Genomic DNA, 25,238 nt, shown 5'->3' with positions numbered 1-25,238 from the left:
CGGCCGGCTACCGGTCGTACCGCCCGGGGTCCGCCGCCAGCCGGCGGGCGTCGTAGCCGGGGTCGACGGTACCGAACACCCGGTCCCAGACCGTGGTGTAGAAGCCCAGGTTGACCGAGGGGTCCCGGTGGTGGCCGACATGGAACATCGGCAGCGCCACCCAGCGGAACACCGCCAGCCGCCGGACCCGGACCGGGAACGGCTCCACCCCCAGGTGCCCGAGCAGGCCGAAGACCAGATTGACGCCGATGTAGCCCGCCAGCGCCGCCGCCGACATCCCCGGCCAGAGGCAGAGCACCGCGATCCACGCCCCGCCGAAGCCCAGCACCTCCAACGGGTGCAGCACGAAGAGGGTGGCCGGGCGCGGGTCCGGGTAGGCGTGGTGGAGTTCGTGCGCCAGCCGGTAGAGCCGGCGGCGGTGGGCCAGCCAGTGGCCGCCGTACATCAGCGCGTCCATCACCAGCGAGAACAGCAGCAGATCGGCCAGCGCCCGCGGTCCGGTGTCCGCGGTGAGCCGGATCAGGTCGGCCCGCCACAGTAGCCAGCCGGCCAGCCCCAGGGCCGAGTTGAGCAGCACGGCGACCACCGTCAGCAGCCGTTCCCGGCGGTCCGGAGGCGCGGGGGCCGGGGTCAGCCGCCGGTCGCCGAAGCGGCGGACCAGCCAGCCCCCGGCCAGCAGCGCCACCGCGAACAGCGCGAGGTTGCCGGCCAGCGCTCCGACCGCCACCTCCAGCGGCCCCAGCCGGGCCGCCCGTGCCAGTACCGCGTCCACCGTCGCGCCCCCTCCGCCCGCCCTGCCCCCACCGGTCCGACGCCTCCCCGGCACCGGTGGTTCCCGGACCCCGCGACCGGCCCCCGCGACCGGCCTCCGCCCGCCGCCCACCGGCGGGCCTCAGTCGCCGAAGGCCAGCTCCACGCAGTCCTCCACCGGCCGGTAACCGATCTGCTGGTAGATCGAGTTGCTGGTCGGATTGGCGAGGTCGGTGTAGAGCAGCACCTCGGCCGCCCCCCGGGCGAGGGCGGCGGCCGAGGCGGCCGCCGTGACGCCGCTGGCGTAGCCCCGGCCCCGGGCGTCGGCCGGGGTGTAGACGGGGCCGATCCGCGACATCCCGGCGATCACCGCGCTGGCCCCCGCCACCGCGACCGGCCGCCCGCCGTCCTCCCACAGGTGCAGCTGACCGGCAGCGGTCCGGTCGTCCACCACCGTCGCGAGGTTGGGAATCCGGATGTCCACCTCGTCGGCGAACTCGCCGAACCAGCGGATCAGCAGCTCACGGTCGTCCGCTCCGGCGAGCCGGGCCCGACCGGACGGCGGACGCGGCGGATCGGTCAACTCGCCCAGCCGGTAGAGCCGTTCGTTCGTCCTGACGGTGCTCGTGGCACCGGTGGCACCGGCCCAGGCGGCCCCGAAGGCCAGCGTCGCGCGCGCACCGCCGGCCACTCCGGTGAGTGCCGCGGACCCGGCCGGCCCGGCGGCCGGCTCGGCGACCAGCTCGGTGGCCAGCTCGGCTGCGGCAGATTCCGGCATCAGCCCCAGCCGCGGGGTGAACGGCGGCGTCCGCAGGAAGGCACCGGCGACCGGCCCGGCCGGCTCGGCGCTCCACCAGCCGAACACCGGCACGCCGTCGCCGTAGTAGTGCGGGCCGCGCGCCGTCAGCCGGTCGGTGATCGTGAGCAGGACGGTGTTCTCGGCCGGGTGCGCGGCGAGGAACCCGCCGGCCCGGGCGCGGAAGTCGTCGAGGGAGCTGCTGATGGTCCAGGGCATGTCCCATCCTCCCCCGGCTCCCGCGCCTCCCACCACCGCATTTCCGCTGCCGCTCGTACGCGGCCGCTCCCCTACTCGCCGGGCACGTCCTGAAGCACGCCCAGCCGGTCCGCGAGGACGGCCGGGTCGGTGGTGGGGGCGTCGCAGGTGAAGTGGCGGCAGACGTACGCGGCGGGCGCGCCGTCGACCAGCGGCCGGCCGGCCAGCAGCGGGACGTCGTCGCTGCCCGCGCCCGGCTCCCCGAACGCGACCACCGCGCCGGGAGCGGTGCCCAGCAGCGCGGTCCGGTGCAGCGCGACCGTCGCCGGGTCGCCGGCCGGGCCGATCACCGCGACCTCGCGCGGCCCGTCGGCCAGTGCCTCGGCGGCGGCCAGGCCCCAGCCGACGAACCGGGGCGCGCGCGGGGCCAGCGCCCCGACGATGCCGAGCGCCCGCTCGGCGGCGGTCCGGTGGCGCTCCGAGCCGGTGTAGGCGGCGTAGCCGAGCAGCGCGTTGGCGGCGGCGGTCCAGCCGGACGGGGTCGCGTTGTCGGTCGGGTCCTGCGGACGCCGGATCAGCTCCTCGGCGTCGTCGGCGGTGTCGTAGAGGGCGCCGGTCGACTCGTCGGCGAAGTGCTTGAGCACGGTGTCGAGCAGCCCGCCGGCCAGCTGGAGCCACTCCGCCTCGCCGGTGACGGCGTACAGCGCGAGGAAGCCCTCGGCGGTGTCGGCGTAGTCCTCCAGCACACCCGCGTTGGCGCCGGGTCGGCCGTCGCGGGAGGTGCGCAGCAGCCGGCCGTCGGGGGTGAGGTGGACGGCGAGCAGCAGATCGGCGGCGCGTTCGGCGGCGGCGACGAGGTCGGGCCGGTCCAGCAGGGCGCCGGTCTCGGCGAGGGCGGCGATCGCCAGGCCGTTCCAGGCGGCGACCACCTTGTCGTCCCGGGCGGGCGCCGGTCGCTCCGCGCGGGCCGCCAGCAGGCGCGCCCGGATCGCCTCGTACTCGGCGTGGTCCTCGGGGTCGGCGAGGAGCTGGAGCACGGAGGTGCCGTGCTCGAAGGTGCCCTCGGCGGTGACGGAGAACAGCCGGGCGGCGGTGGCCGCGTCGGCCGGACCGAGCAGGTCGACCAACTGGCCCGGTTCCCAGACGTAGTAGGCGCCCTCGCTGCTGGCGCCGGTCTCCTCGTCGAGGCTGTCGGCGTCCAGCGCGGAGGCGAACGCGCCTTCGGGGGTGCGCAGTTCGCGCAGCAGGAAGTCCGCGGTGGAGAGCGCCGTCCGGCGGGCCAGCGGGGAGCCGGTCGCCCGCCACAGGTGCAGGTACGCGCGGAGCAGCAGCGCGTTGTCGTAGAGCATCTTCTCGAAGTGCGGTACCACCCACCGGGCGTCCACCGCGTACCGGGAGAAACCGCCGCCGAGCTGGTCGTGGATGCCGCCGCGGGCCATCGCCTCGCCGGTGCGGACGGCCATCTCCAGCGCCGCCGCGGACCCGGTCCTGGCGTGGTGGCGCAGCAGGTACTCGATCACCATGGCCGGCGGGAACTTCGGCGCCCCGCCGAAGCCGCCGTGCCGCTCGTCGAAGTCACGGCCGAGCCCGACCAGCGCCTCGTGCAGCCCGGCCTCCCCGGGCGGCGTGTGCACCCCGCTGCCGACCGCGTAGACGGAGGCCCGCTCGGCCAGGTCGGCCCGGATCCGCCCGGCGACCTCGCCGACCTCGTCCCGCCGGTCCCGCCAGGCCGCGTGCACGCCCTCCAGCACCTGCCGGAACGAGGGCATGCCGTGCCTGGGCTCCGGCGGGAAGTAGGTGCCAAAGTAGAACGGCTCCTTCTCGGGCGTCAGGAAGACGGTCATCGGCCAGCCGCCCTGCCCGGTCGCCGCCTGGACCGCCTCCATGTAGACGGCGTCGACGTCCGGCCGCTCCTCCCGGTCGACCTTGACGGCGACGAAGCGCTCGTTGAGGTACGCCGCCGTGCCGTCGTCCTCGAAGGACTCGTGGGCCATCACATGGCACCAGTGGCAGGCGGCGTACCCGACGCTCAGCAGGACCGGTACGCCGCGGCGCTCCGCCTCGGCGAAGGCCTCCGGTCCCCACGGCCACCAGTCGACCGGGTTGTCGGCGTGCTGCTGCAGGTACGGCGAGGTGGCGTCGGCGAGGCGGTTCGGCATGCCCCCATCCTTGCGCATCGGCGCCCGGGAAGGGGGCAGGACCTCACTCCTTCGGGGCCTCCGGCTCCTCGGCGAAGTCGACCTTCTTGAACTGGCGGTTCATCGACTTGGCCAGGAACCAGGTGGCCACGCCGAGGGCGGCGAAGACGACGAAGCCCAGCAGGCCGGGGGTGACCTTGGCGTCGTCGACGGCGAGCTCGGCGGCGAGGTGGGTGAGGTTCACGGGGGCACTCATATCTCTATGGTGGCCCGGCTCACGGGGAGCCGGGCCGTCGGGGGGTGCTTCAGTCCCGCGTGTCGGCCGACTCGGCCGTCAGGCTGGGGGTACGCAGACCGGCGAACAGGTCGTCCTCCGGCAGGTCCACGTCGACCAGGGTACGGGCGAGCTCGTAGTCCTCGGTGGGCCACACCTCGCGCTGGACCTCCAGCGGCACCCGGAACCACGGGCCGTCCGGGTCGATCTGGGTGGCGTGCGCGATCAGCGCGCGGTCCCGGGTCTCGAACCAGTCGTCGCAGCGGACCCGGGTGGTGATCTCGCGCTCCTTGCGGCCGCTCTTCTCCCAGCCGGCGATCCACTCGCCGTAGGGGGACTCGTGGCCGTTCTCGCTGAGGTACTTGTGCAGGGCGCGGATCCGGCCCATCGGGAAGCCGTGGTTGTAGTAGAGCTTCAGCGGCTGCCAGGGCTCGCCGGCCTCGGGATAGGCGTCCGGGTCCCCGGCGGCGTCGAAGGCCGCCATGGTGATCTTGTGGGTCATGATGTGGTCGGGGTGCGGGTAGCCGCCGTTCTCGTCGTAGGTCGTGACGACCTGCGGCTTGAACTCCCGGATCAGGCGGACGAGGGGTTCGGCCGCCTCCTTGACGTCCTGGAGGCCGAAGCAGCCCTCGGGCAGCGGGGGCAGCGGGTCGCCCTCGGGCAGGCCCGAGTCGACGAAGCCCAGCCAGGCCTGCTTGATCCCGAGGATCGCGCGGGCCTCGTCCATCTCCTTGCGCCGTACCTCGTGGATGTTCTCCTCGATCTCCGGCTTGCCCTGCAGCTTCGGGTTGAGGACCGAACCGCGTTCCCCCCCGGTGCAGGTGGCCACCAGCACGTCCACCCCCTGGTCGACGTACATGGCCATGGTCGCCGCGCCCTTGCTGGACTCGTCGTCCGGGTGTGCGTGCACCGCCATCAGTCGCAACTGCTCAGTCAACGCGTGCGTTCCTTCCACAAATGTCCGGGCGTCCCGCGTTGTCCGGTCCGCCCGTCGTCCGAGCCGCTCTCGGGGCCGCGTCACCGCGGGACCGGCCGCGGCGTACGGCGCGACACGGCCGAGCCCCGCCCCCGCCGGACCGGCCGCGGGCGTGCCCCTCCTATAGTGACGGACTGGAGGAGCCCCGCATTCCCCCGCACCACCCGCGCGGCCTCCTCCCCACGAGAGGACTGAGCCCCATGAGTGCTGGCACCCGGACCCCGCAGCTCCCCGAGGGGCGCTACGGGCGGCGCGGCGACCGCGAGACCGACCGCCGGCTCAAGGTGATCGGCGCGGTCTGCGGGGTGCTGGCGCTGGGCCTGATCGCCTGGCTGGGCAGCTCGTACCTGATCCGGGAGACCCGGATCAACGGCACCGTGCCGACCTTCCAGGCGGTCTCGGACAGCGAGCTCCAGCTGCACCTGGCGGTGCGCAAGAGCGAGGGCACGGCCGGCAGCTGCACCGTCCGCTCGCAGGGCGAGGACGGCGCGGTGGTCGGGGTCGCCGACTTCCCCGTCCCGGCGGCGGGCACCGGCTACGACGCGGTGGTCAGCCTGCGGACCACCGCCCGCGGCACCACCGCCGAGCTGCTGGGCTGCACGCCCGCGTGACACCCGCCCGGGAATTCGGTGGCGGCCGCCCTGCTGGTCGGCGCATATTCACCCGGGCGGGCGGGCATCCGTAGGGGAGTCCCGCGCACCGGTCCTGTACATCCCGGCGCAACGCCGCCGTCAATGACGCGCCAACGACCCTCCCGATTGTCGGCAGGAGTTGTTAGGCTCGTGGTTTCGCCCCTTCCGCACCAGCTGGTACGGGAGCGGGCGTTGCTTTGTAGTTAAGACCGTTATCAGCACCCACCTACGCGCTGACGACTCACACCCTCAGCACAGCCCCAGCACCTACGAGGAGCCCCCGTGACCCAGACCAGCGAGAACGTGACCTGGCTCACTCAGTCCGGCTACGACCAGCTCAAGGCCGAACTGGATCACCTGACCGGCCCCTGGCGGATCGAGATCGCGCAGAAGATCGAGGCCGCGCGTGAGGAGGGCGACCTCAAGGAGAACGCCGGCTACCACGCGGCCAAGGAGGAGCAGGGCAAGTACGAGCTGCGGATCCGCCAGCTCACCCAGCTCCTGGAGCGCGCCAAGGTCGGCGAGGCCCCGGCCGACTCGGGCGTGGTCGCGCCGGGCATGGTCGTCACGGTCGCCTTCGACGGCGACGTGGACGACACCATGAAGTTCCTGCTGGGTTCGCGCGAGGTCGCCGGCGACGACGACCTGGAGATCTACTCGCCGCAGTCCCCGCTGGGCCGCGCCATCGACGCCAAGACCATCGGCGACGAGGCGACGTACGAGCTGCCGAACGGCAAGCAGGCCATGGTCAAGATCATCGAGGTCAAGCCCTACACCGGCTGATCCTCCCTCCGCCGCTCCGGCGGACATGCGAAGGGCGGCCGCGGCATCTGCCGCGGCCGCCCTTCGCGCGTCCGTGTCCGGGCCCGGCCCGCCCCTCGGCACCGGGCCCGTCCGCCCCCGCTGCCGGCCCGGCCCGCTCAGCCCGCGGCCGAGCGGTACTTGCGCACCGAGAGCCAGGAGAACACCGCGATGATCACCAGCGACCAGAGCACCGACATCAGCTCCGCGTGCTGCATCGGCCAGACGTCGTCCACCGGCCCGACCTGGTTGCCGAAGAGGTTGCGGCAGGCCTGCACGGTTGCGCTGAACGGGTTCCAGTAGGCGATCGCCTGCAGCCAGCCCGGCATCGAGCTGACCGGTACGAAGGCGTTGGAGATGAAGGTCAGCGGGAACAGCCAGATCAGCCCGGCCGAGGTGGCCGCCTCCGGACTGCGCACCGAGAGGCCGATCAGCGCCCCGATCCAGGAGAACGCGTAGCCGAGCAGGAGCAGCAGCCCGAACGCGCCCAGCGCGGACCAGAACCCGTGGTGGATCCGCCAGCCGACCAGCAGCGCCACCACCGCGAGCACCACCAGGGTGAAGGCGGTCTGGCAGAGGTCCGCCAGGGTGCGGCCGACCAGCACCGACGAGCGGGTCATCGGCAGTGAGCGGAACCGGTCCACCAGCCCCTTGGACATGTCCTCGGCGATGCCGGCCGAGGCCCCCGCCACCGCGAAGGTGACGGTCTGGGCGAAGATGCCGGCCATCAGGAACTGGATGTACGTCGAGGAGCTGGACTCCGTCCCGGGGATCTGGATCGCGCCGCCCATGACGTACGAGAACAGCAGGACGAACATCACCGGCTGCATCAGCCCGAACACCACGATCTCGGGGATCCGGGTCATCCGGCGCAGGTTCCGCTTGGCGACCACCCACGAGTCGTGCAGCACGGCGGCCACGCCCCGGCGCTGCTTGGGCACCGCCCCGCCGATGGCGTGCTCGGTGGCACTGGTCATCTCAGCGCTCCTTCCCGGCCGGCACGGCCCGTTCGTCCGCGCCGGAGCCGGAGGCGCGGCCCTTGCCGCCGCCCTCCTCCTGGTCGGCCTCGGTGTGGTGGCCGGTGAGCGAGAGGAAGACGTCGTCCAGCGTCGGCCGGCGCAGGCCGATGTCGTCAATCTCGATCGAACGGGCGTCCAGCTCGCGGATCACGTCCGCGAGCACCCGGGCGCCGCCGCTGACCGGGACGGTGATCCGGCGGGTGTTCTTCTCCAGCGCCGGCTCGCCCAGCGCGTAGCCGGACAGCGCGGCCACCGCCTCGCCGACCAGATCGGCCCGGTGCACCACGACCTCGATCCGCTCGCCGCCGATCTGCGCCTTGAGCTGGTCGGCGGTGCCCCGGGCGATCACCCGGCCGTGGTCGACCACGGCGATGTCGTGGGCGAGGCGGTCGGCCTCCTCCAGGTACTGGGTGGTGAGCAGCAGCGTGGTGCCCTGCTCGACGAGGGTCTCGATGACCTCCCACAGGGCGAGCCGGTTGCGGGGGTCGAGACCGGTGGTGGGCTCGTCCAGGAACATCACCGGCGGCCGGACCACCAGGGCGGCGGCCAGGTCGAGGCGGCGGCGCATACCGCCGGAGTAGGTCTTGGCGATGCGGTCCTTGGCCTCGGTGAGGTTGAACCACTCCAGCAGTTCCAGCGCCCTGGCCTTCGCCGCGCGGACCGGCATCTGGTAGAGCTCGCCGACCATCTGGAGGTTCTCGAAGCCGGTGAGGTACTCGTCGACCGCGGCGTACTGGCCGGAGAGGCCGATCAGGCTGCGGACCCGGTTCGGGTGCTTGAGGACGTCGACGCCGGCCACCGTGGCACGGCCGGAGTCGGGCTGGAGCAGGGTGGTGAGGACGCGCACGGTGGTGGTCTTGCCGGCGCCGTTCGGGCCGAGCAGCCCGAGCACCGTGCCCTCGGGGACGTCGAGGCTGACGCCGTCCAGGGCTCGTACGTCGCCGAAGGTCTTCACCAGGTTCTCGGCTTGGATGGCTGGCGCCATGGGCCTGTCTCATCTCCTCGGGAGGGACGGAAGGGCGGGGACGACTGCGCGGGACAACATGTGGTCTGTCCCACTCTGCCCCCGATCCCGGTGGGCCAGCGACTCCGGAGCCCCCCGCTCCTACGCGGAGACCACGAACCCCGCGTCCCGCAGCTCGCCGAGCACCGCCGCGCAGTGCTCCGGGCCCTTGGTCTCCAGATGAAGGTCCACCTCCACCTCGGTCAGCCCCAGCCGGGGGTCGACCCGCACGTGCGCCACGTCCAGCACGTTGGCGTCGACCTCGGTCAGCACTCCGAGCAGGCCCGCCAGCGCCCCCGGGCGGTCCGCCAGCCGCACCCGCAGCGAGAGGTACCGGCCTGCGGCCGCCAGGCCGTGCCGCAGCACCCGCTGCATCAGCTGCGGATCGATGTTGCCGCCGGACAGCACCGCCACCACCGGCCCCTCGAAGGACTCCGGCCGCTCCAGCAGGGCCGCGATCGGCGCCGCCCCGGCCGGCTCCACCACCAGCTTCAGCCGCTCGAGACCGAGCAGCAGCGCCCGGGACAGCGAGTCCTCGGACACCGTGCGGACCCCGTCCGCCAGGGTGTTGACGATCTCGAACGGCACGTCCCCGGGCCGGCCCACCATGATCCCGTCGGCCATGGTGGCGAACCGCTCCAGCGAGACCGGACGGCCCGCCGCCAGCGAGGGCGGGTACGCGGCGGCGGCCGCCGCCTGCACCCCCACCACCCGGACGTCCGGCCGCAGCGGCTTGACCGCCGCCGCGATCCCGGCCAGCAGACCGCCGCCGCCCACCCCGACCAGCACGGTCCGCACCTCGGGGCACTGCTCCAGGATCTCCAGTCCGACCGTGGCCTGGCCGATCACGATGTCCCGGTGGTCGAACGGGTGGATGAACACCGACCCGCTCGCCTCCGCGTACCGCTGCGCGGCCTGCAGCGCCTCGTCCACGGTCGTCCCGTGCAGCCGCACCTCGGCGCCGTACTCCCTGGTCGCCGCCACCTTGGGCAGCGGCGCGGCCAGCGGCATGAAGACGGTGGAGCGCACGCCGAGCAGCGAGGCCGCCAGCGCCACCCCCTGGGCGTGGTTGCCGGCGCTGGCCGCGACCACCCCGCCCGCCCGCTGCACCGGCGAGAGGCCCGCGATCCGGACGTACGCCCCGCGCAGTTTGAACGAGCCGGTGCGCTGGAGGTTCTCGCACTTCAGGTGGACCGGAGCGCCCACCAGCGCGGAAAGGTGGCGACTGCCCTCCATCGGCGTCGTCCGGGCCACCCCGGCGAGCATCTTCTGGGCGCCGCGGACATCGTCGAGGGTGATCGGCCAGCTGTGCATGACAGCAGCCTAGGGCTCTCCGGCGTCCCGTCCGGGGACGTCGGCCCTGTTCCCGGGCCCGCCCGGCCCGCGTACGCTGCTGCTTCTGAGCCTCTCTCACCGCATGACGATCGTGAGCCGCGATGACGACGACCTCGCCCCTGGCCTCCGACCTCACCGACCCCGTGCACACGCAACTCCAGTACCAGCTGGCGCTGTTCGCCCGCAGAATGGAGCAGGTCCGCGGATCCGACGGAGTGGCCGCCCTGGTCCGGGCCGCCTACCTGCTGCTGGAGCGGCTGGAACGGCTCGGCCCCGCCAACGTCAAGGCCCTGGCCGACGCGCTGGGGGTCGACTCCTCCACCGTCACCCGGCAGGTCGCCCCGCTGGTCGCGGCGGGCCTGGTCGGCCGGGTGCAGGACCCGGCCGACCGGCGTGCCGTCCGGCTCGCCCTGACCCCGCTCGGCGCCGACCGGCTGGCCGAAGTCCGGGCGGGGCGGACGGAGTTGACACGTCAGCTGGTCGCCGACTGGCCGCCCGAGGAGCAGCAGGTCTTCTGCGCCCTGCTGGCCCGCTTCAACCACTCGATGGAGTCGTACTCGGCGGGCCGGCAGAGCGCCTAGCGAGGCCGGACGGCCGGCGACCGGCGACCGGCGACCGGCGACCGGCGACCGGCGACCGGGAGGCGCTACTTGCCCAGCGCCTGCTGGAGATCGGCCAGCAGGTCGTCGATCGACTCGATGCCGACGGAGACCCGCACCAGGTCGGCCGGCACCTCGAGCGCCGAACCGGCCACCGACGCGTGGGTCATCCGGCCCGGGTGCTCGATCAGCGACTCCACACCGCCCAGCGACTCACCGAGGGTGAACAGCTCGGCCCGGTTGCAGACCTCGACCGCCGCCTCCTCGCCGCCGTTCACCCGGAACGACACCATGCCGCCGAAGGCCTTCATCTGCTTGGCGGCGATGTCGTGGCCGGGGTGCTCGGGCAGGCCCGGGTACAGCACCTGGCTGACCTTGGGGTGGCCGGCCAGCAGCTCGGCGACCTTCTCCGCGTTCGAGCTGTGCCGGTCCATCCGGACGCCCAGGGTCTTGATTCCGCGCAGCACCAGCCAGGCGTCGAACGGGCCGGAGACCGCGCCCATCGCGTTCTGGTGGTAGGCGACCTCCTCGGCCAGGCCGGCCTCGGCGATCACCAGGGCGCCGCCGACCACGTCGGAGTGGCCGCCCATGTACTTGGTGGTCGAGTGCACGACCACGTCGGCGCCCAGCGCGATCGGCTGCTGCAGGTACGGGCTGGCGAAGGTGTTGTCGACGACCAGCAGCGCGCCGGCGCCGTGCGCGATCTCGGCCAGCGCGGCCAGGTCGGTGATGCCCAGCAGCGGGTTGGACGGGGTCTCCACCCAGACCGCGCGGGTGTTGGGGCGCAGTGCGTCGCGGACCGTGGACAGGTCCTGGGTGTTGGCCACGGAGAACTCGACGCCCCAGCGGGTCAGCACCTTGGCGAAGAGCCGGAAGGTGCCGCCGTAGGCGTCGTTGGGGATCACGATGTGGTCGCCCGGCTTGAGGATCGTCCGCAGGAGCGTGTCCTCGGCGGCCAGGCCGGAGGCGAAGGCGAGCCCGCGGGAGCCGCCCTCCAGCGCGGCCAGGCACTCCTCCAGCGCGGTGCGGGTCGGGTTGGCGCTGCGGCTGTACTCGTAGCCGCCCCGCAGGCCGCCCACCCCGTCCTGCTTGTAGGTGGACACCTGGTAGATCGGCGTGACGACGGCCCCGGTCTGGGGGTCTGCTTCCTGACCCGCGTGGATGGCGAGAGTCTCGAAGCCCTGGGGAAGCTGGTGCTCGGTCATGCTCCGAGCGTAGTCGGCGAACGCCCGGCTGCCGCCCGGAAGGCGCCCGGCCGCCGGGGACTGTCCGGAATCCCCGGGCGGGCGACGGTGTTGGAACCTCCGCAACCCCTGTCGAACCCGTTGGAGCAGGCCGTGCTGTTCAACCGCCACAAGACCTCGCTCGTCCCCGCCGACCAGGCTCTTCCCGGCCGGGCGGCCCCCGGCTTCACGCTGCGCGATCCGCACACCGTCCTCGGCCACCCGCTGACCGGGCCGTACCCCGAGGGGCTCGAGGTCGCGGACCTGGGACTGGGCTGCTTCTGGGGCGCCGAACGGACGTTCTGGCGGCTGCCCGGAGTCTGGACGACGCTGGTCGGCTACCAGGGCGGCCACACCCCGAACCCGACGTACGAGGAGGTGTGCAGCGGCCTGACCGGGCACACCGAGGCGGTGCGGGTGGTCTTCGACCCGGCGGTGATCTCCTACGAGCGGCTGCTGAAGACCTTCTGGGAGGCGCACGACCCGACCCAGGGCAACCGCCAGGGCAACGACGTGGGCACCCAGTACCGCTCCGCGGTCTACACCCACTCCCCCGCCCAGGCGGCCACCGCGACCGCCACCCGGGACGCCTTCCAGCCGGCGCTGACGGCGCTCGGCCTCGGCCCGATCACCACCGAGATCGCCCCGGCCGGCCCGTTCTTCCCGGCCGAGCCGTACCACCAGCAGTACCTCTCGGACGCCAAGAACCCGAACGGCTACTGCGGTCTGGGCGGCACCGGCGCCAGCTGCCCGATCGGGGTGGCCAGGACGGGCACCCAGGGCTGATCCGCCGGGGTCCGCCCCTGGTCCGACGGGGGGTTCCGCCCCGGGCCCGACGGGCGCAGACTGGAGGGACCAGGAGGGCGGCCGCACCATCCGCCCCGGTGGTGCGGCCGCTCCTGTCCCGAGGAGCACCCCATGGCCGGTCTCATCCGCAGGAACTTCGACACCGATGCCGAGGAGGTCCGCCCGTTCGAGGCGGACACCGGCGAGCTGCGCCTGGTCCACCTGGACGCCGGGGGCGTCGGGCGGGCGGTGTTCCGGCCCGGCTGGCAGTGGTCCCGGCACGTCAAGCCGATCGCGAAGACGGACAGCTGCCAGGCCGCGCACGTCGGCTACATGATCTCGGGGCGGCTGAGGATCGTCATGGACGACGGCGAGGAGAGCGAGTTCGGCCCGGGCGACTTCATGGTCTGCCCGCCCGGCCACGACGCCTGGGTGGTCGGCGACGAGCCGGCGGTCGTCCTGGACTGGCAGGGCTACGGGGACTACGCCAAGCGCTCGTGAGCACCCCGGCCGGCACGGCCCCCGGCCGACCCGGCCCGGCAGGGGTCGGCCCCGCCGGGCCTCGCGCGGGGATGGTCAGCCCCGCCGGACCTCGTGCATGAAGCACCCGAACTCCACCGCCCGGACGTGCACCACGGCCACCTCCGGGTCGGCGAGCAGCACCGCCGCGCCCGCCTCGGCGGCCTCCGGCAGCACCACGGCGCCGCCGAGGATGTGCCCGCGCCGGTCGTAGGCCCGCAGCACCCGCTGCCCGCCGTGGAAGCCCTCCGGCCAGCCCTGCCCGGTCGCCGGGCCCGCGCACGGGCCGTCGTGCACGAACACCGGGCCGAGTTCCTCGTACGGGCCGGGCTCGGCCCCGGTCTCCGCGGCCCAGCGCCGCAGCGGCGCGTAGCTCAGCAGGGCGATCCGCTCCCCGGCCCCGGCCCGGGCCAGGCAGCAGCGCAGCGGGGCTCCGCCGGTCACGTCGACCGAGCGGACCGGCGGGCGTCCGGCGTCGTCGCGCACCAGCAGGGAGCGGTGCACGGCCGGGTCGATCGCCCGGACGGTCAGGACGGACGGGGCGGGCGGAGCGGGAGAAGTGGAGGTCGTCATGCCTCCACCCTCCCGCCGCCGCCCCCGGGAGTCCGGCGGTTTTCGGCCCTCGCGTTCGACCGCGTTCCACCGGCCCCGTCAGTCCCGTCATCCCGTCGGCGCCGTCAGTCCTGCCGGCCCCGTCAGCCTGCCGCCGGTGCGCCCGTGCCGCCGCCCGCGGTGGCCCAGGGGTCGGACCGGCGCGGAGCGATCAGGTCCGCGAGCCGCGTCCCGTCGGCGGCCCAGGCCGCGACCGAGGGGGCGGCGTCGGGCCCGGCCGGTCCGGAGGAGGAACGGGCGGCCCCGGGAACCACCGCGTAGTAGGCGCTCCAGCCGTTCGGCTCCGTGGTGGTGACCAGGGTGGCGAGGACCTGGACACCGTTGAGCTCGACCATGACCCGGGCCGCCGCCGGGCCCAGGTACAGGCCGGTCACCACGGTCCGCTCACCGTCCCCGAGGCTCTGAGCCCCGATGGTGGGCCGGCTGTGGTCGAGGTTGTCGCTGGTGGTGTCGCGGCAGCCGAACGGCTGCTCCCACGATCCGGTGGCCTGCTCCCACCTCTCGACGCAGGATCCGGTCGCGGTGACGCCCATCCGGTAGCCCTCGGCGATCGTGAGCCGCTTGCCGGGCTCCACCAGCTGGACCGGGGAGTCCGGCTGCGTCCCGGCCCCGGTGGCGACCGGCACCGCCGACGCCGCGGGGGCCGCGCCGGGCAGCACGGCGGCCGTCGTCGTGACCGCCGCCCCGGCCGCGCCCGTCGCGCCGCCGGCCGGCCGGGGGTCGCCGAGGGTCAGCGCCGTCCCCCCGCAGACCAGGGCGACCGCCAGCGCGGCCGCCCCGGTGCCCAGCCGCCGCCGGGCCCGGCGGCGCCGCGCCCCGGCGATGACCGCCGCCGGTTCGGGTCGCCCCGCCCCCCAGGCCGTGTCCTCGCGGGTCAGCAGCTCGCCGAGCCGCTCCTCGAATTCCGTGCCGCCGTTCATACCGCCACCTCGATGTCGCTCGGGTCGTGGCCCGCCGGACCGCCGGTGCGGTCGGCGAGTTCGGGCCGTGCGCGCAGCTTCGACAGCGCCCGGTGCAGCGTGGACTTGACCGTCCCGGGCGCGATGCCCAGTTCGGCGGCGGTCTCGGCCTCACTCAGGTCCCCGTAGTACCGCAGCACCACGACCGCCCGCTCCCGCCGGGTGAGGGCGGCCAGCGCCTGGCGCAGCAGTGCCCGCTGGGCCTGCTGCTCGGCGAAGTCCGCCGGCACCGGCCGGTCGGGGGCGTGGGCGGTGGGCAGCTCGCGGTTGCGCGTCCGCCGCCACCAGTCGCGGTGCTGGTTGACGACGATCCGCCGCACGTAGGCGGCCGGGTCGTCGGCGTTCGCGGTGATCCTGGGCCAGTGCAGGTAGGCGCGTTCCAGCGCGGACTGCACGATGTCCCCGGCCCGGTGCGGATCACCGGTCAGCAGCTCGGCCAGCCTGATCAGCCGTGGCCCGATGCCGACCACGAACGCGCTGAACTCGGCGTCCAGGCGCTCCCTCTGCTCGCGTTTCACACCCCCCTGACTCCTCGGGGGGCGGGCGGGGTTCTGTCCGCACGGGCGGGAATTCGCGCGGGAGGGAGCCCCCGCGCGACCGGGGCACCCCGGGTGCCCCGGTGACGCCCGTGCCGCAGGTGACGCCCGCGGCGCCCGGGCCCTCAGACCGCGCTGCCGGCCTTCCACTCGGCCCAGCCCATGTTCCAGCCGTTGAGGCCGTTGGACGGGAGGACGGTCTTGTCCCCGGAGTTGGTGACCTCGACCACGTCGCCGACCATCGAGCTCTTGAAGAACTTGTAGCCGTCCGCATTGGCGTCCTGGCCGCCCTTGACGTCGCGCAGGCCGACGCAGCCGTGGCTGGTGTTCTGGCTGCCGAAGGTCGAGGCGGGCGACCAGTAGTTGCCGTGGATGAAGGTGCCGGAGGTGGAGAGGCGCTGGGCGTGCGGCACGTCCGGGATGTCGTACTCGCTGCCCAGGCCGACGGTCTGGGAGTTCATCCGGGTCTGCTGGTACTGCTCGGTGATCACCATCTTCCCGCCCCAGGTGCGGAACTCGGGCGAGCCGCCGGAGATCGCGTAGACGGCGCTGACCTGGCCGTCGGTGGTGACGGTGAGCTTCTTGGTGGCGAGGTCGGCGACGCTGGTCTGGGCCCGGCCGACGGTGAAGCGGACGTCCTTGGACTGGGTGCCGTAGACGCCCTTGGCGCCCTGGACGTCCTTGAGCCGGAGCTTGACGGTGACCTTGGTGCCCTTGGCCCAGTACTCCTGCGGGCGGAAGTCGAGGCGGGTGCTGGAGAACCAGTGCCCGACGATCTCGACGCCCGGTTCGGCCACCACGGTGATGGCCTGCTGGACGGCCTTGCGGTCGGTGACCGGCTTGCTGAAGTTGATCGAGACCGGCATGCCGACACCGACCACCGAGCCGTCCTCGGGGGTGAAGTAGCCCACGAAGGTGTTGGCCGGCGTCGCGGTGGTGAAGACGGCGTTGGCGTCCGCCTCCAGCTTGTCCTTGTCGACGGCGGCGGCGGTCACCGTGTACTTGGTGCCGCTGGCCGGGGAGGCGGCGGAGGTCCAGACGGTGCCGTCGTCGGACAGCGCGCCGGTCAGCGCCTTGCCGGTGGAGTCGGCGACCTTGACCGAGGTGAGGGTGCCGCCCGCGACGGCGACCCGGACCGGATCGCTGAAGCCGGCCGAGGTGGTGCCGTCGGCCGGGGTGACGGTGATCACGGCGACGGAGGTCTTCGGGGTGCTGGTGGCGCTCGCCGTCGGCTGTCCGCCGCCGGAACCGGAACCGCCGGAACCGCCGGTGCCACCGGCGCCCGTCGTTCCGGTGCCCGCGCCGCTGTCCGTGCCCTTGGTGTCGTTGCAGGCCGCCAGCAGCAGTACCGGGGCACCGACCAGACCGGCGAGTACGCCGCGCCGGCTCCAGCTGCTCGCGGCCGACCGGCCCTGACCGTCCCGTGCCGTCACGTCGCCCACTCCCTACTGCTTCATCCGGGCATTACGGATACAAAAACGCAATCCGTACGTTCACGGTTCCAACACCAACGGCTTGCGATCGTATGAGAAGACGAAACCAAGTGCCAAATATGGACAAAAAGCCCGGCCTGCGGACGGCAGGCCGGGCTTTCGCCGGACGTCGGGGGCGTGCCCTACTCGGCCGCCTCCTCCACCGCGTACTCGTCCCAGTCCCCGTCCTCGGGGTCGAAGTCGGTGTTCGCCGACTCCCAGGTCGCCGAGGCGAGCTCGACACCCGGGACGTCGCCGAGCAGCGCCACCGGGTCGATGAAGTGGGCGAGCGAACCCGCCGGGTCCACCTCGATGGCCTCGACGGACTGCGCGCGCTCCTCGTCGTCCAGGTACTCGTCCGCGGTCACCTGCTCGAGGGCCGCCGCCTTGAGGGCGCCCTCGTCGGTGATCTCGGCGATGAGCTCGATGCTGAGCCGGACGTAGCGCGGGCTGTCCTGGCCGGTCGTGTCAGTGCTGGTCATGCGCCGAGACTACGGGATCCCGCCAGCCGGGAGGCGCCGGAGAATGCCGGGAGACCGCCGGAAGGGACCCGAGAGAAGCAGCGGGGCCGGCCCCTCCTCGAAGGAGGGACCGGCCCCACCGCTTCCGCCCGACTCCCCCACCCGGGAGCCGTGCGGACGCGCCGAGCGGCGCGGACGTCCGGGAGCCGCCTCACCCTGGCAGCCGGCCGGGGCCGGGCAGGGGCGGGACGACGGCGTCTCCGCGGACAGGGACACCCGGCCGGGTCAGGACCGACCGTCGTGCCCGGGACGGACCGTGCCGCCGGGGAGCCGCTCCCGGCCGGTCGTTGTCGTCCCGTTCGGCGTCTTGCCGTGTGCACAACCATGCCGCAGTCGTGTTAAGCCCGTGCTGCACGGAGATGACGCCGGTGTACCGGTTCGCCCGGAAACGGAACCGGCGCCGTACGGTTCACCAGCCACCGGGTCGGGGGCGGCGGCTGACCGCGGACCGGCGCACGGCCGGGCTCAGTGGCCGGTGCGGCTGCCGGCCAGGAAGCCGAGCAGGTCCTGACGGGTGACGATGCCCTGCGGCTTGCCCTCCACCAGCACCACCGCGGCGTCGGCCTTCTCCAGCACCGTCATCAGGTTGGTGACGGTCTCGCCCGAGCCGACCACCGGCAGCGGCTTGGACATGACCTTGTCCAGCGTGTCGGTCAGCTGGATCTCGCCCGCGAAGACGCCCTCCAGCAGCAGCTTCTCCGCCACCGAGCCGATCACCTCGCCCGCCATGATGTCCGGGTGGCCGGCGCCCGGCGAGACCACCGGCATCTGCGAGACGCCGTACTCGCGCAGCACCCGGACCGCCTCGGCGACGGTCTCGTTGGGGTGCATGTGGACGAACTGCGGGATGCCCTCGTGCTCGATGGCGTCCTTGCGGGCCAGCACCTCGCCGATGTGCGCCTCGTCGGTGGCGGACGGCAGGAAGCCGTAGTCGGCCATCCAGTCGTCGTTGAAGATCTTCGAGAGGTAGCCGCGGCCGCCGTCCGGCAGCAGCACCACGACGACGTCGTCCGGGCCGAGCCCGCGCGCCACCTCCAGCGCGGCGACGACCGCCATGCCGCAGGAGCCGCCGACCAGCAGGCCCTCCTCCTTGGCCAGGCGGCGGGTCATCTGGAAGGAGTCCTTGTCGGAGACGGCGACGATGCCGTCGGCGACCTCGCGGTCGTAGGCGGTCGGCCAGAAGTCCTCACCGACGCCCTCGACCAGGTACGGCCGGCCGGTGCCGCCCGAGTAGACCGAGCCCTCCGGGTCGGCGCCGATCACCTTGACCTTGCCGCCGGAGACCTCCTTCAGGTAGTTGCCGGTGCCGGAGATGGTGCCGCCGGTGCCGACGCCCGCCACGAAGTGGGTGATCCGGCCCCCGGTCTGCTCCCACAGCTCCGGACCGGTGGAGTGGAAGTGCGAGGCCGGGTTGTCCGGGTTGGAGTACTGGTCCGGCTTCCAGGCGTTCGGGGTCTCCCGGACCAGGCGGTCGGACACGTTGTAGTAGGAGTCCGGGTGCTCGGGGGCCACGGCGGTCGGGCAGACGACCACCTCGGCGCCGTAGGCGCGCAGCGTGTTGATCTTGTCGGTGGACACCTTGTCCGGACAGACGAAGATGCACTTGTAGCCCTTCTGCTGGGCCACGATCGCCAGACCGACACCGGTGTTGCCGGAGGTCGGCTCGACGATGGTGCCGCCGGGCTTGAGGGCGCCCGAGGCCTCGGCGGCCTCGATCATCCGCATGGCGATGCGGTCCTTCACCGAGCCGCCGGGGTTGAAGTACTCGACCTTGGCGAGCACGGTGGCACTGATCCCCTCGGCGACCTTGTTCAGCTTGACCAGCGGCGTGTTGCCGACCAGGTCGATGATCGAATTGTGGTACCGCACGGGGGTCCTCCCGGTGTGTGGGCATACGAGTGCTGTCGGTACCGCAAGCCTAGGGCCGAAAGAGAGGCCCTGCGGCCGTACCGGGCGCCCCGGAGGGCCCGTGCGCACCACGAACGGCCCACCGCCGTCGTAGGCGGCGCCCCGGGCGGGTACTAGGGGTGTACACGCATCGGGAACGGCACCCGTCGGGGTGGCACGAGGACGCGAAGGGGGCACGGGGTGCCAGGAACACAGCAGTCGCGGGCCCGGGTGGCCCGGCGGATCGCCACCGCGGCGGCGTACGGCGGCGGCGGGCTCGGGGTCCTGGGGGTGGGCCTGGTCGGCCTGCTGCTGACCGAGAGCAAGCTGGCCGTCCAGGCCATCGGCATCCTGGACGGCGACCCGCCGAGGGCCGACGGCGTCTACGGCGAGGCCTTCGCCGACAGCGCGGCCGCGCCGCAGCCGCCGTTGGTCCTGGCCTTCCTGGGCGACTCCACCGCGGCCGGCCTGGGCGTGCTGCGGGCCCGGGAGACCCCGGGAGCACTGCTCGCCGCGGGCCTCGCCTCGGTCGCCGAGCGCCCGGTCCGACTGGTGAACGTGGCGTTCTCGGGCGGCCGCTCCGCCGATCTGGCCGGCCAGCTGGAGCAGGCCCTGTCGTGCCGCCCGGACATCGCCGTGATCATGATCGGCGCCAATGACGTCACCCGGCACAGCCCGGCCCAGCTCGCGGTGCGCCAGCTCGGCGAAACGGTGGCGGCGCTGCGCGCCGCCGGCTGCGAGGTGGTGGTCGGCACCTGTCCGGACCTCGGGACCATCAAGCCGGTCCGGCCGCCGCTGCGCTGGGTGGCCCGCCGGGTCAGCCGCCAGCTGGCCGCCGCGCAGACCATCGCGGTGGTGGAGGCGGGCGGGCGGACGGTCTCGCTCGGCTCGCTGCTCGGCCCGGAGTTCGCCGCCAGGCCGGAGATGTTCGCCGCCGACCGCTACCACCCGTCCGCCCAGGGCTACGCGACAGCCGCGATGGCCGTGCTGCCCTCGGTCTGCGCCGCGCTGGACCTCTGGCCGCAGGAGGAGGCGGGCGACGGGCCGGTCCCCGGCGAGGCGGTGCTGCCGGTGGCGGTGGCCGCGGCGGCCGCGGCCGACCGGGCCGGCAGCGAGGTGGAGGCGGTCGGCGGCGCGGACGGCGCGGCCGGACGCTGGGCGCTGCTGCGCCACCGGATCCGGGTCGGCCTGCCGGGCTCCTGGGCCGCCGGGGAACCGGTGGGCGCGCCGTCCGAGGGGGTTGCCGGAGGCCTGTCCGGGGGCCCCGGTCCGACCCCCGGCAACACGTCGGCCAGCTCACACACCGGGGCGGGTGACGACTGAGCTACCAGACGGTAACTTTCCTCCCGGACGCCTGTCCGCCGCCACTCAGCGAGGAGCCCGCCATGCCCGAAGCCGTCATCGTCAGCGCCACCCGTTCGCCGATCGGCCGGGCCTTCAAGGGCTCCCTGAAGGACGTCCGCCCGGACGACCTGACCGCGCACGTCATCCGGGCCGCGCTGGCCAAGGTGCCGGAGCTCGACCCGCGCGAGATCGACGACCTGATGCTCGGCTGCGGCCTGCCCGGCGGCGAGCAGGGCCACAACCTGGCCCGGATCGTGGCGGTGCAGATGGGCATGGACTACCTGCCCGGCACCACCGTCACCCGCTACTGCTCCTCCTCGCTGCAGACCACCCGGATGGCCCTGCACGCGATCAAGGCCGGCGAGGGCGACATCTTCGTCTCGGCCGGCGTGGAAACCGTCTCCCGGTCGGTCCACGGCACCTCGGACGGCATGCCGGGCACCATGAACCCGCTGTTCGACGAGGCGCAGGCGCGCACCGCACTGCGGGCCGAGACCGGTGGCGGCGAGTGGCACGACCCGCGCGAGGACGGCCTGCTGCCGGACGCCTACATCGCGATGGGCCAGACCGCCGAGAACCTCGCCGCACTCAAGGGCATCACCCGCGCCGAGCAGGACGAGTTCGGCGTGCGCTCGCAGAACCTCGCCGAGGCCGCCATCAAGGCCGGCTTCTGGGAGCGTGAGATCACCCCGGTCACCACCCCCGACGGCACCGTGGTCTCGACGGACGACGGCCCGCGCGCGGGCGTCACGCTGGAGGGCGTATCCGGGCTCAAGCCGGTGTTCCGTCCGGACGGCACGGTGACCGCCGGTAACTGCTGCCCGCTGAACGACGGCGCCGCCGCGCTGGTGATCATGTCCGACACCAAGGCCCGCGAGCTGGGCATCACCCCGCTCGCCCGGGTGGTCTCCACCGGCGTCAGCGCGCTGTCCCCCGAGATCATGGGCTACGGACCGGTCGAGGCCTCGAAGCAGGCGCTGAAGCGGGCGGGCCTGTCCATCGGCGACATCGACCTGGTCGAGATCAACGAGGCCTTCGCCGCCCAGGTGATCCCCTCCTACCGGGACCTCGGCGTCGACCTGGACCGGCTGAACGTCAACGGCGGCGCGATCGCGGTCGGCCACCCCTTCGGCATGACCGGTGCCCGGATCACCACCACCCTGATCAACTCGCTGCAGTGGCACGACAAGCAGTTCGGTCTGGAGACCATGTGCGTCGGCGGCGGCCAGGGCATGGCGATGGTCCTGGAGCGCCTCGTCTGACCTCGCGCCGTCAACCCGGAAGGGTCCAGACCACCCATTTGGAGTGACACAGCGTAATTGAGGGCCGGATCACACCGCGAGGTCGATCCGGCCCTCTTTTCTGTCATTTCCGGACCGGAAATCGACGGTGCGGAGCGGATCAACTCCGCTGCGTAGAGCGGTCCTACCTAACAATTTGGGGACAAGAGCGAAAGTCACCGACAAATTGGACATTGGCCACTGCGGTAACAGCACCGGATGGGGCAGTGTGGAGAGGTAACCCCGTTCCACTCCTCCCTAGGAGTACGTTCCGTGAGCGCCGTCTACACCGTCCTGCTGCTGATCCTGATCGCCGTGTCGACCGCCGTGCTGGTCCACCTCCGGGGAATCTCCCGCCGGTTGGACGCACGGGCCGCCGTCTCCCCCACCGTCGACGAGACCGCGATACGCCGGGCCGTCGCCGAGGCCCTGGCCGCCGACCGCGAGCGGGAGATCACCGAGGCCCGGGCGTTCTGGGCCGAGCAGGAGGCCCGCGCGGCCGAGGACGCACCGCTGTTCGACTCCCCGTTCGCCGGTGTCTTCAGCACCACCGACGAGTGGCCGCTCTTCTTCCCCCGCCCCACCGGGCCGAACGAGGCCGCCGACAACGCCGACCACCCGGGCACCATGGACCCGGAGTTCGGCGAGGCCCTGCGCTCGGCGCTGGAGGACCTCATCGGCGACGGCGGCCGGCCCGCCGGGACCGACCCCGAGGGCGGCGGCCCGCTGCGCCCCGCCCACCCGGCCGGCCACCCCGCCGGCGGCCACCCGGCCGGCGAGGGCACCGGGGACGCCCGGGCCCGCCGCGAGGCCGACCTGCTGGCCACCGGCCTGGAGGCCGGGCTGCTGGACGCCGAGGCCACCGTCGAGGAGGCCCCGGCCACCGCGCCCGACCCGCGCCGCCACCCCTCGCACCCCGACTTCGTGCCCAGCCAGACGCCGTCCCGGGAGTGGACCGACACCCGGCTGACCGCGTTGGCCGAGGAGGGCACCGCACTGGTCGACGTCCGCCCCGGACCGCTCGGCACCCTGGACGTCTACGCCTTCGCCGACGGCACCACGCTCTGTGTGGCCCCGGGCGACCGCGAGGCCGCGTACCGGCTGATCGACGCCGTCCGGGCCGGTGAGAACGTCCGGCTGCTCGGCGGCTCCCGGTTCTCCGGCTCCTACTCGCTGACCTTCTCCACCGACGAGGACGCCGTGTACGTGCTCGCCGACCGGGTGGTGGCCAGCATCTGACCCGGGCGCGCCGACCGGCGCGCGGACGCCGAGGGCCGGCCGGATCGAGGGGGTTACCGATCCGGCCGGCCCTCGGCGTTCCGCCGGTTCCGGTTCACGGCCACCGGGGCCGCGCGGGGCCGTCCGCGGCATCCAGGTCGTCCGGGTCGTCCGGGTCGTCCAGATCGCCCGGGTCGCCGGGGTCGCCGGGGTCGTCAGACCGCCGCCGAGGCCTCCGCAAGCCGTCGCACGGCCAGGGCCCGCACCGCCCCGGCCGTCACCGGCGGGCCGTCCGGCAGAGCCACCGCGGCGCCCTCCGGCAGCGCGGCCAGTGCCGCCGCCAGGTCGTGCCCGACCACCGCGAGCTGGTCGCCGACGGCGAACGCCCCGGCGTCTGGCAGCTCGCGCGCGTCCGGGCCGTCCGCCCCGCCGTCGGCCCGGACCGCCTCCGCGGCCTGTGCCGCCGCCGCCAGCCAGCGGGCCAGCGCCAGCCCGGCCGCGGCCCGCGAGGGGTGCCCGGGCACGGCGCCGAGCAGCCGGCTCTGCGGCATCGCGCGGAACCGGTCGGCCAGCGCGTCGACGGCCTCGGCCAGGGTCTTCTCATCGGGCGTCTCGGACATGCGGCGAGCATACGGGCCACCGGGGACGAAAGCCGCCGGGCCCCGGAGCGGTCGCTCCGGGGCCCGGCGGCAGTGGTGGTACAGCGGGTCGTACGGCTCGGGATCAGTCGTCGCCGCGCAGGATCGCGATCAGCCGCAGCATCTCGACGTAGATCCAGACCAGCGACAGGGTGAGCCCGAAGGCCGCCCGCCAGGACTCCTTCTGCGGCGCGCCCTGCGCGATGGCCTCCTCGATCGCCGCGAAGTCCAGCGAGAGGAAGAACGCGCCGAGCCCGATGCCGATCAGGCCGACCACGATGCCCAGCGGGCCGCTGCGCAGCCCCATGTCGGCACCGAAGACCAGCGAGGCGACCATGTTGACCAGCATCAGCAGCACGAAGCCCATGGCGATCGCGATGCCGATCCGGGTGTAGCGCGCGGTGACCCGGATCCGCCCGGTCTTGTACGCGATCAGCATCGCCGCGAACACCGCCGCGGTGCCCAGCACCGCCTGGATCGCGATGCCCTCCCAGATGGTGTTGAACACCTTGGTGATCGCACCGAGCGCGAAGCCCTGGAGGCCCGCGTAGAGCAGGATCAGCGGCGGGCTGACGCTCCGCTTGAAGGAGATCACCATGCCGACCACGAACGCGATCAGCGAGGCACCGCCGGCCAGGCCGAAGTTCCGCTCCGGCAGTGCGAACCAGGCGAGACCGCCGGCCGCCACCAGGGTGAGCAGGGTCATCGCGGTGCGCGCGACCACGTCGTCCAGCGTCATCCGGCCCGTCGCCGCGGGACCCGCGGAGGGCGCGTTGTACATCTCGACGAGCTGCTCGTCGGTCAGCGGCGCCCCGCCCTGGGGCTGCTGGCCGTAGGGGTTGTTGGCGTACGGGTTGTTCCCGTACGGATTGTTGCCGTAGGGGTTGCCTGCGTACGGGCTCCCGGCCGGCGGGGTCTGGGTGTTCCCGAAACCCGCGTAGCCGGACTCGCGGGTGAAGGACCCCTCCCGCGAGAAGACCGGGTTGCTGCTTCTCATTGCTCATTCCCTCCGTGGCGGCACTGCACCGCCCGCAGCACAAGGGTAATGGCTTGGCAAAGGAATCGGCATCCGCCGCGAGAAGGATTCGGGAGCTGACGTCCGGCGGGGACGCCGGTCGGCGTCCCCGCGAGTCGGTGCCCAGAGCCGGACTCGAACCGGCACGGCCTTTCGGCCAAGCAGTTTTAAGCTGCCCGTGTCTGCGTTCCACCATCTGGGCTTCTGCGGACCGCCCCGCGGCGGAACGGGGAGCAGCGCTCCACCCCCGTGCGGGCCACCCCTGAGCCTAGTCGCCCGGCATCCCCTTTCGCATGTTCCGAGGCGGGGAAGTTGTCATGTTTCCTTGCCATCTGACGAACAGTTCGTGATTTGGCCACTCGACCCGCTCGATCCGGCCACCGGTTTTCCGCTCAGGGTCGGTGTCATACCGCAGGAGGAGGGCGTCACCTGGGCGTACGCCCAGCGGCGGTCGGGCCAACCGTCCGCCGGAGCGACGAGGAACCATGATCACCGGAAGGAGCATGGAGGTACGGCCGGACGCCCCTGGAAGGGCCCCGGCCGGCCAGCCTCCGGAGCCGTACGGCCCGGTCCGCCACGCCCGACCCGAGGAGCACCCCGTGAGCACGTCGACCGCAACCGCCGTCCGCACCGGCCGGGCGGCCGCCCGCGCCACCGGCCTGAACAAGGTCTACGGGGAGGGCGAGACCCGCGTGGTCGCCCTCGAC

The 25,238-nt window shown here is 73.4% G+C and carries 25 protein-coding genes, 1 tRNA gene and 1 pseudogene; 9 read left to right on the top strand and 18 right to left on the bottom strand.

Going from position 1 to position 25,238, the window contains the following annotated elements; all coding sequences use genetic code 11:
• Window positions 1–7: 7 nt before the first annotated feature.
• The 5 genes from ACIPYS_RS35170 to mca form a co-directional block, all read right to left on the bottom strand.
• Window positions 8–772, bottom strand: a complete 765-nt coding sequence (locus ACIPYS_RS35170; RefSeq protein ID WP_197698766.1) for a sterol desaturase family protein — start codon at window positions 770–772, stop codon at window positions 8–10.
• A gap of 120 nt (window positions 773–892) precedes the next feature.
• Window positions 893–1,765, bottom strand: a complete 873-nt coding sequence (locus ACIPYS_RS35165) for a GNAT family N-acetyltransferase (RefSeq protein ID WP_400753961.1) — start codon at window positions 1,763–1,765, stop codon at window positions 893–895.
• Between the two features lie 71 nt (window positions 1,766–1,836).
• Complete coding sequence (locus ACIPYS_RS35160) at window positions 1,837–3,903, bottom strand: thioredoxin domain-containing protein (protein WP_400753958.1); 2,067 nt, start codon at window positions 3,901–3,903, stop codon at window positions 1,837–1,839.
• A gap of 43 nt (window positions 3,904–3,946) precedes the next feature.
• Window positions 3,947–4,138, bottom strand: coding sequence for a hypothetical protein (locus tag ACIPYS_RS35155; protein WP_030307612.1), 192 nt, complete (start codon window positions 4,136–4,138; stop codon window positions 3,947–3,949).
• 49 nt (window positions 4,139–4,187) lie between these two features.
• On the bottom strand, window positions 4,188–5,093 hold the full coding sequence (gene mca / locus ACIPYS_RS35150; RefSeq protein ID WP_093860742.1) for a mycothiol conjugate amidase Mca: 906 nt from the start codon (window positions 5,091–5,093) through the stop codon (window positions 4,188–4,190).
• Window positions 5,094–5,332: 239 nt separating this feature from the next.
• Here mca and ACIPYS_RS35145 point away from each other — a divergent pair, with 239 nt between their 5' ends.
• Both ACIPYS_RS35145 and greA read left to right on the top strand, forming a co-directional pair.
• On the top strand, window positions 5,333–5,743 hold the full coding sequence (locus ACIPYS_RS35145) for a DUF4307 domain-containing protein (RefSeq protein WP_093860743.1): 411 nt from the start codon (window positions 5,333–5,335) through the stop codon (window positions 5,741–5,743).
• Between the two features lie 303 nt (window positions 5,744–6,046).
• Window positions 6,047–6,547, top strand: a complete 501-nt coding sequence (gene greA, locus ACIPYS_RS35140; protein ID WP_093860744.1) for a transcription elongation factor GreA — start codon at window positions 6,047–6,049, stop codon at window positions 6,545–6,547.
• A gap of 137 nt (window positions 6,548–6,684) precedes the next feature.
• Here greA and ACIPYS_RS35135 read toward each other — a convergent pair whose 3' ends face one another.
• The 3 genes from ACIPYS_RS35135 to ilvA all read right to left on the bottom strand — a co-directional run bounded on the left by ACIPYS_RS35135 (window position 6,685) and on the right by ilvA (window position 9,901).
• Window positions 6,685–7,542 carry an ABC transporter permease gene (locus ACIPYS_RS35135; protein WP_093860745.1) on the bottom strand — a complete coding sequence of 286 codons (858 nt, stop codon included), beginning with the start codon at window positions 7,540–7,542 and terminating at the stop codon, window positions 6,685–6,687.
• 1 nt (window position 7,543) lies between these two features.
• Window positions 7,544–8,569, bottom strand: coding sequence for an ATP-binding cassette domain-containing protein (locus ACIPYS_RS35130; protein WP_231978602.1), 1,026 nt, complete (start codon window positions 8,567–8,569; stop codon window positions 7,544–7,546).
• Window positions 8,570–8,689: 120 nt separating this feature from the next.
• Window positions 8,690–9,901, bottom strand: a complete 1,212-nt coding sequence (gene ilvA, locus ACIPYS_RS35125) for a threonine ammonia-lyase (RefSeq protein ID WP_400753951.1) — start codon at window positions 9,899–9,901, stop codon at window positions 8,690–8,692.
• Window positions 9,902–10,023: 122 nt separating this feature from the next.
• Between ilvA and ACIPYS_RS35120 the strand changes: the two genes are divergently transcribed.
• Entirely contained in the window at window positions 10,024–10,503 is a 480-nt protein-coding gene (locus ACIPYS_RS35120) for a MarR family winged helix-turn-helix transcriptional regulator (RefSeq protein ID WP_400753948.1), read from the top strand.
• Window positions 10,504–10,568: 65 nt separating this feature from the next.
• On the opposite strand, the gene ACIPYS_RS35115 is transcribed toward ACIPYS_RS35120, so the two are convergent.
• Window positions 10,569–11,726, bottom strand: a complete 1,158-nt coding sequence (locus ACIPYS_RS35115; protein WP_093860748.1) for a cystathionine gamma-synthase — start codon at window positions 11,724–11,726, stop codon at window positions 10,569–10,571.
• 132 nt (window positions 11,727–11,858) lie between these two features.
• Here ACIPYS_RS35115 and msrA point away from each other — a divergent pair, with 132 nt between their 5' ends.
• Window positions 11,859–12,530 (top strand): peptide-methionine (S)-S-oxide reductase MsrA, encoded by a 672-nt coding sequence (msrA, locus tag ACIPYS_RS35110; protein WP_400753944.1) that lies wholly within the window; start codon window positions 11,859–11,861, stop codon window positions 12,528–12,530.
• A 132-nt stretch (window positions 12,531–12,662) separates the two neighbouring features.
• The gene (locus ACIPYS_RS35105) at window positions 12,663–13,031 is read left to right on the top strand and encodes a cupin domain-containing protein (protein ID WP_400753941.1); all 369 of its coding nucleotides are present in this window, start codon (window positions 12,663–12,665) and stop codon (window positions 13,029–13,031) included.
• A gap of 75 nt (window positions 13,032–13,106) precedes the next feature.
• On the opposite strand, the gene ACIPYS_RS35100 is transcribed toward ACIPYS_RS35105, so the two are convergent.
• The 6 genes from ACIPYS_RS35100 to ACIPYS_RS35075 form a co-directional block, all read right to left on the bottom strand.
• On the bottom strand, window positions 13,107–13,622 hold the full coding sequence (locus tag ACIPYS_RS35100) for a DUF1203 domain-containing protein (RefSeq protein ID WP_400753938.1): 516 nt from the start codon (window positions 13,620–13,622) through the stop codon (window positions 13,107–13,109).
• Between the two features lie 122 nt (window positions 13,623–13,744).
• On the bottom strand, window positions 13,745–14,581 hold the full coding sequence (locus tag ACIPYS_RS35095) for a hypothetical protein (RefSeq protein WP_400753935.1): 837 nt from the start codon (window positions 14,579–14,581) through the stop codon (window positions 13,745–13,747).
• A complete protein-coding gene (locus ACIPYS_RS35090; RefSeq protein ID WP_400753932.1) occupies window positions 14,578–15,138 on the bottom strand; it encodes a SigE family RNA polymerase sigma factor in 561 nt (186 codons plus the stop codon). Before ACIPYS_RS35090 ends, ACIPYS_RS35095 begins: the two co-directional genes overlap by 4 nt.
• Before the next feature lie 143 nt (window positions 15,139–15,281).
• Window positions 15,282–16,598, bottom strand: coding sequence for an Ig-like domain-containing protein (locus tag ACIPYS_RS35085; RefSeq protein ID WP_400753929.1), 1,317 nt, complete (start codon window positions 16,596–16,598; stop codon window positions 15,282–15,284).
• A gap of 173 nt (window positions 16,599–16,771) precedes the next feature.
• Window positions 16,772–17,110 (bottom strand): hypothetical protein, encoded by a 339-nt coding sequence (locus tag ACIPYS_RS35080; RefSeq protein WP_093860752.1) that lies wholly within the window; start codon window positions 17,108–17,110, stop codon window positions 16,772–16,774.
• 504 nt (window positions 17,111–17,614) lie between these two features.
• Complete coding sequence (locus tag ACIPYS_RS35075) at window positions 17,615–19,018, bottom strand: cystathionine beta-synthase (RefSeq protein ID WP_093860753.1); 1,404 nt, start codon at window positions 19,016–19,018, stop codon at window positions 17,615–17,617.
• A 219-nt stretch (window positions 19,019–19,237) separates the two neighbouring features.
• On the opposite strand from ACIPYS_RS35075, the gene ACIPYS_RS35070 reads away from it, so the two are divergent.
• The 3 genes from ACIPYS_RS35070 (at window position 19,238) to ACIPYS_RS35060 (ending at window position 22,899) form a co-directional block, all read left to right on the top strand.
• A complete protein-coding gene (locus ACIPYS_RS35070; RefSeq protein ID WP_093860754.1) occupies window positions 19,238–20,359 on the top strand; it encodes an SGNH/GDSL hydrolase family protein in 1,122 nt (373 codons plus the stop codon).
• A 62-nt stretch (window positions 20,360–20,421) separates the two neighbouring features.
• Window positions 20,422–21,642 (top strand): acetyl-CoA C-acetyltransferase, encoded by a 1,221-nt coding sequence (locus ACIPYS_RS35065; protein WP_093860755.1) that lies wholly within the window; start codon window positions 20,422–20,424, stop codon window positions 21,640–21,642.
• A gap of 291 nt (window positions 21,643–21,933) precedes the next feature.
• Window positions 21,934–22,899: a hypothetical protein gene (locus ACIPYS_RS35060; RefSeq protein ID WP_400753923.1), complete on the top strand. Its 966-nt coding sequence runs from the start codon at window positions 21,934–21,936 to the stop codon at window positions 22,897–22,899.
• Between the two features lie 194 nt (window positions 22,900–23,093).
• On the opposite strand, the gene ACIPYS_RS35055 is transcribed toward ACIPYS_RS35060, so the two are convergent.
• The 3 genes from ACIPYS_RS35055 to ACIPYS_RS35045 form a co-directional block, all read right to left on the bottom strand.
• Window positions 23,094–23,498 carry a hypothetical protein gene (locus ACIPYS_RS35055; RefSeq protein WP_093860757.1) on the bottom strand — a complete coding sequence of 135 codons (405 nt, stop codon included), beginning with the start codon at window positions 23,496–23,498 and terminating at the stop codon, window positions 23,094–23,096.
• A gap of 103 nt (window positions 23,499–23,601) precedes the next feature.
• Complete coding sequence (locus ACIPYS_RS35050; protein WP_093860758.1) at window positions 23,602–24,513, bottom strand: Bax inhibitor-1/YccA family protein; 912 nt, start codon at window positions 24,511–24,513, stop codon at window positions 23,602–23,604.
• Between the two features lie 138 nt (window positions 24,514–24,651).
• Window positions 24,652–24,733, bottom strand: a tRNA-Leu gene (locus ACIPYS_RS35045).
• A 301-nt stretch (window positions 24,734–25,034) separates the two neighbouring features.
• On the opposite strand from ACIPYS_RS35045, the pseudogene ACIPYS_RS35040 reads away from it, so the two are divergent.
• Window positions 25,035–25,238: pseudogene (locus ACIPYS_RS35040) on the top strand (hypothetical protein); the annotation flags it as partial.

Source organism: Kitasatospora sp. NPDC089913, assembly GCF_044748625.1.
Taxonomy (GTDB): Bacteria; Actinomycetota; Actinomycetes; order Streptomycetales; family Streptomycetaceae; genus Kitasatospora.
The sequence above is the reverse complement of the archived record's forward strand: the minus strand, read 5'-3'. Positions and strand labels throughout refer to the sequence as shown.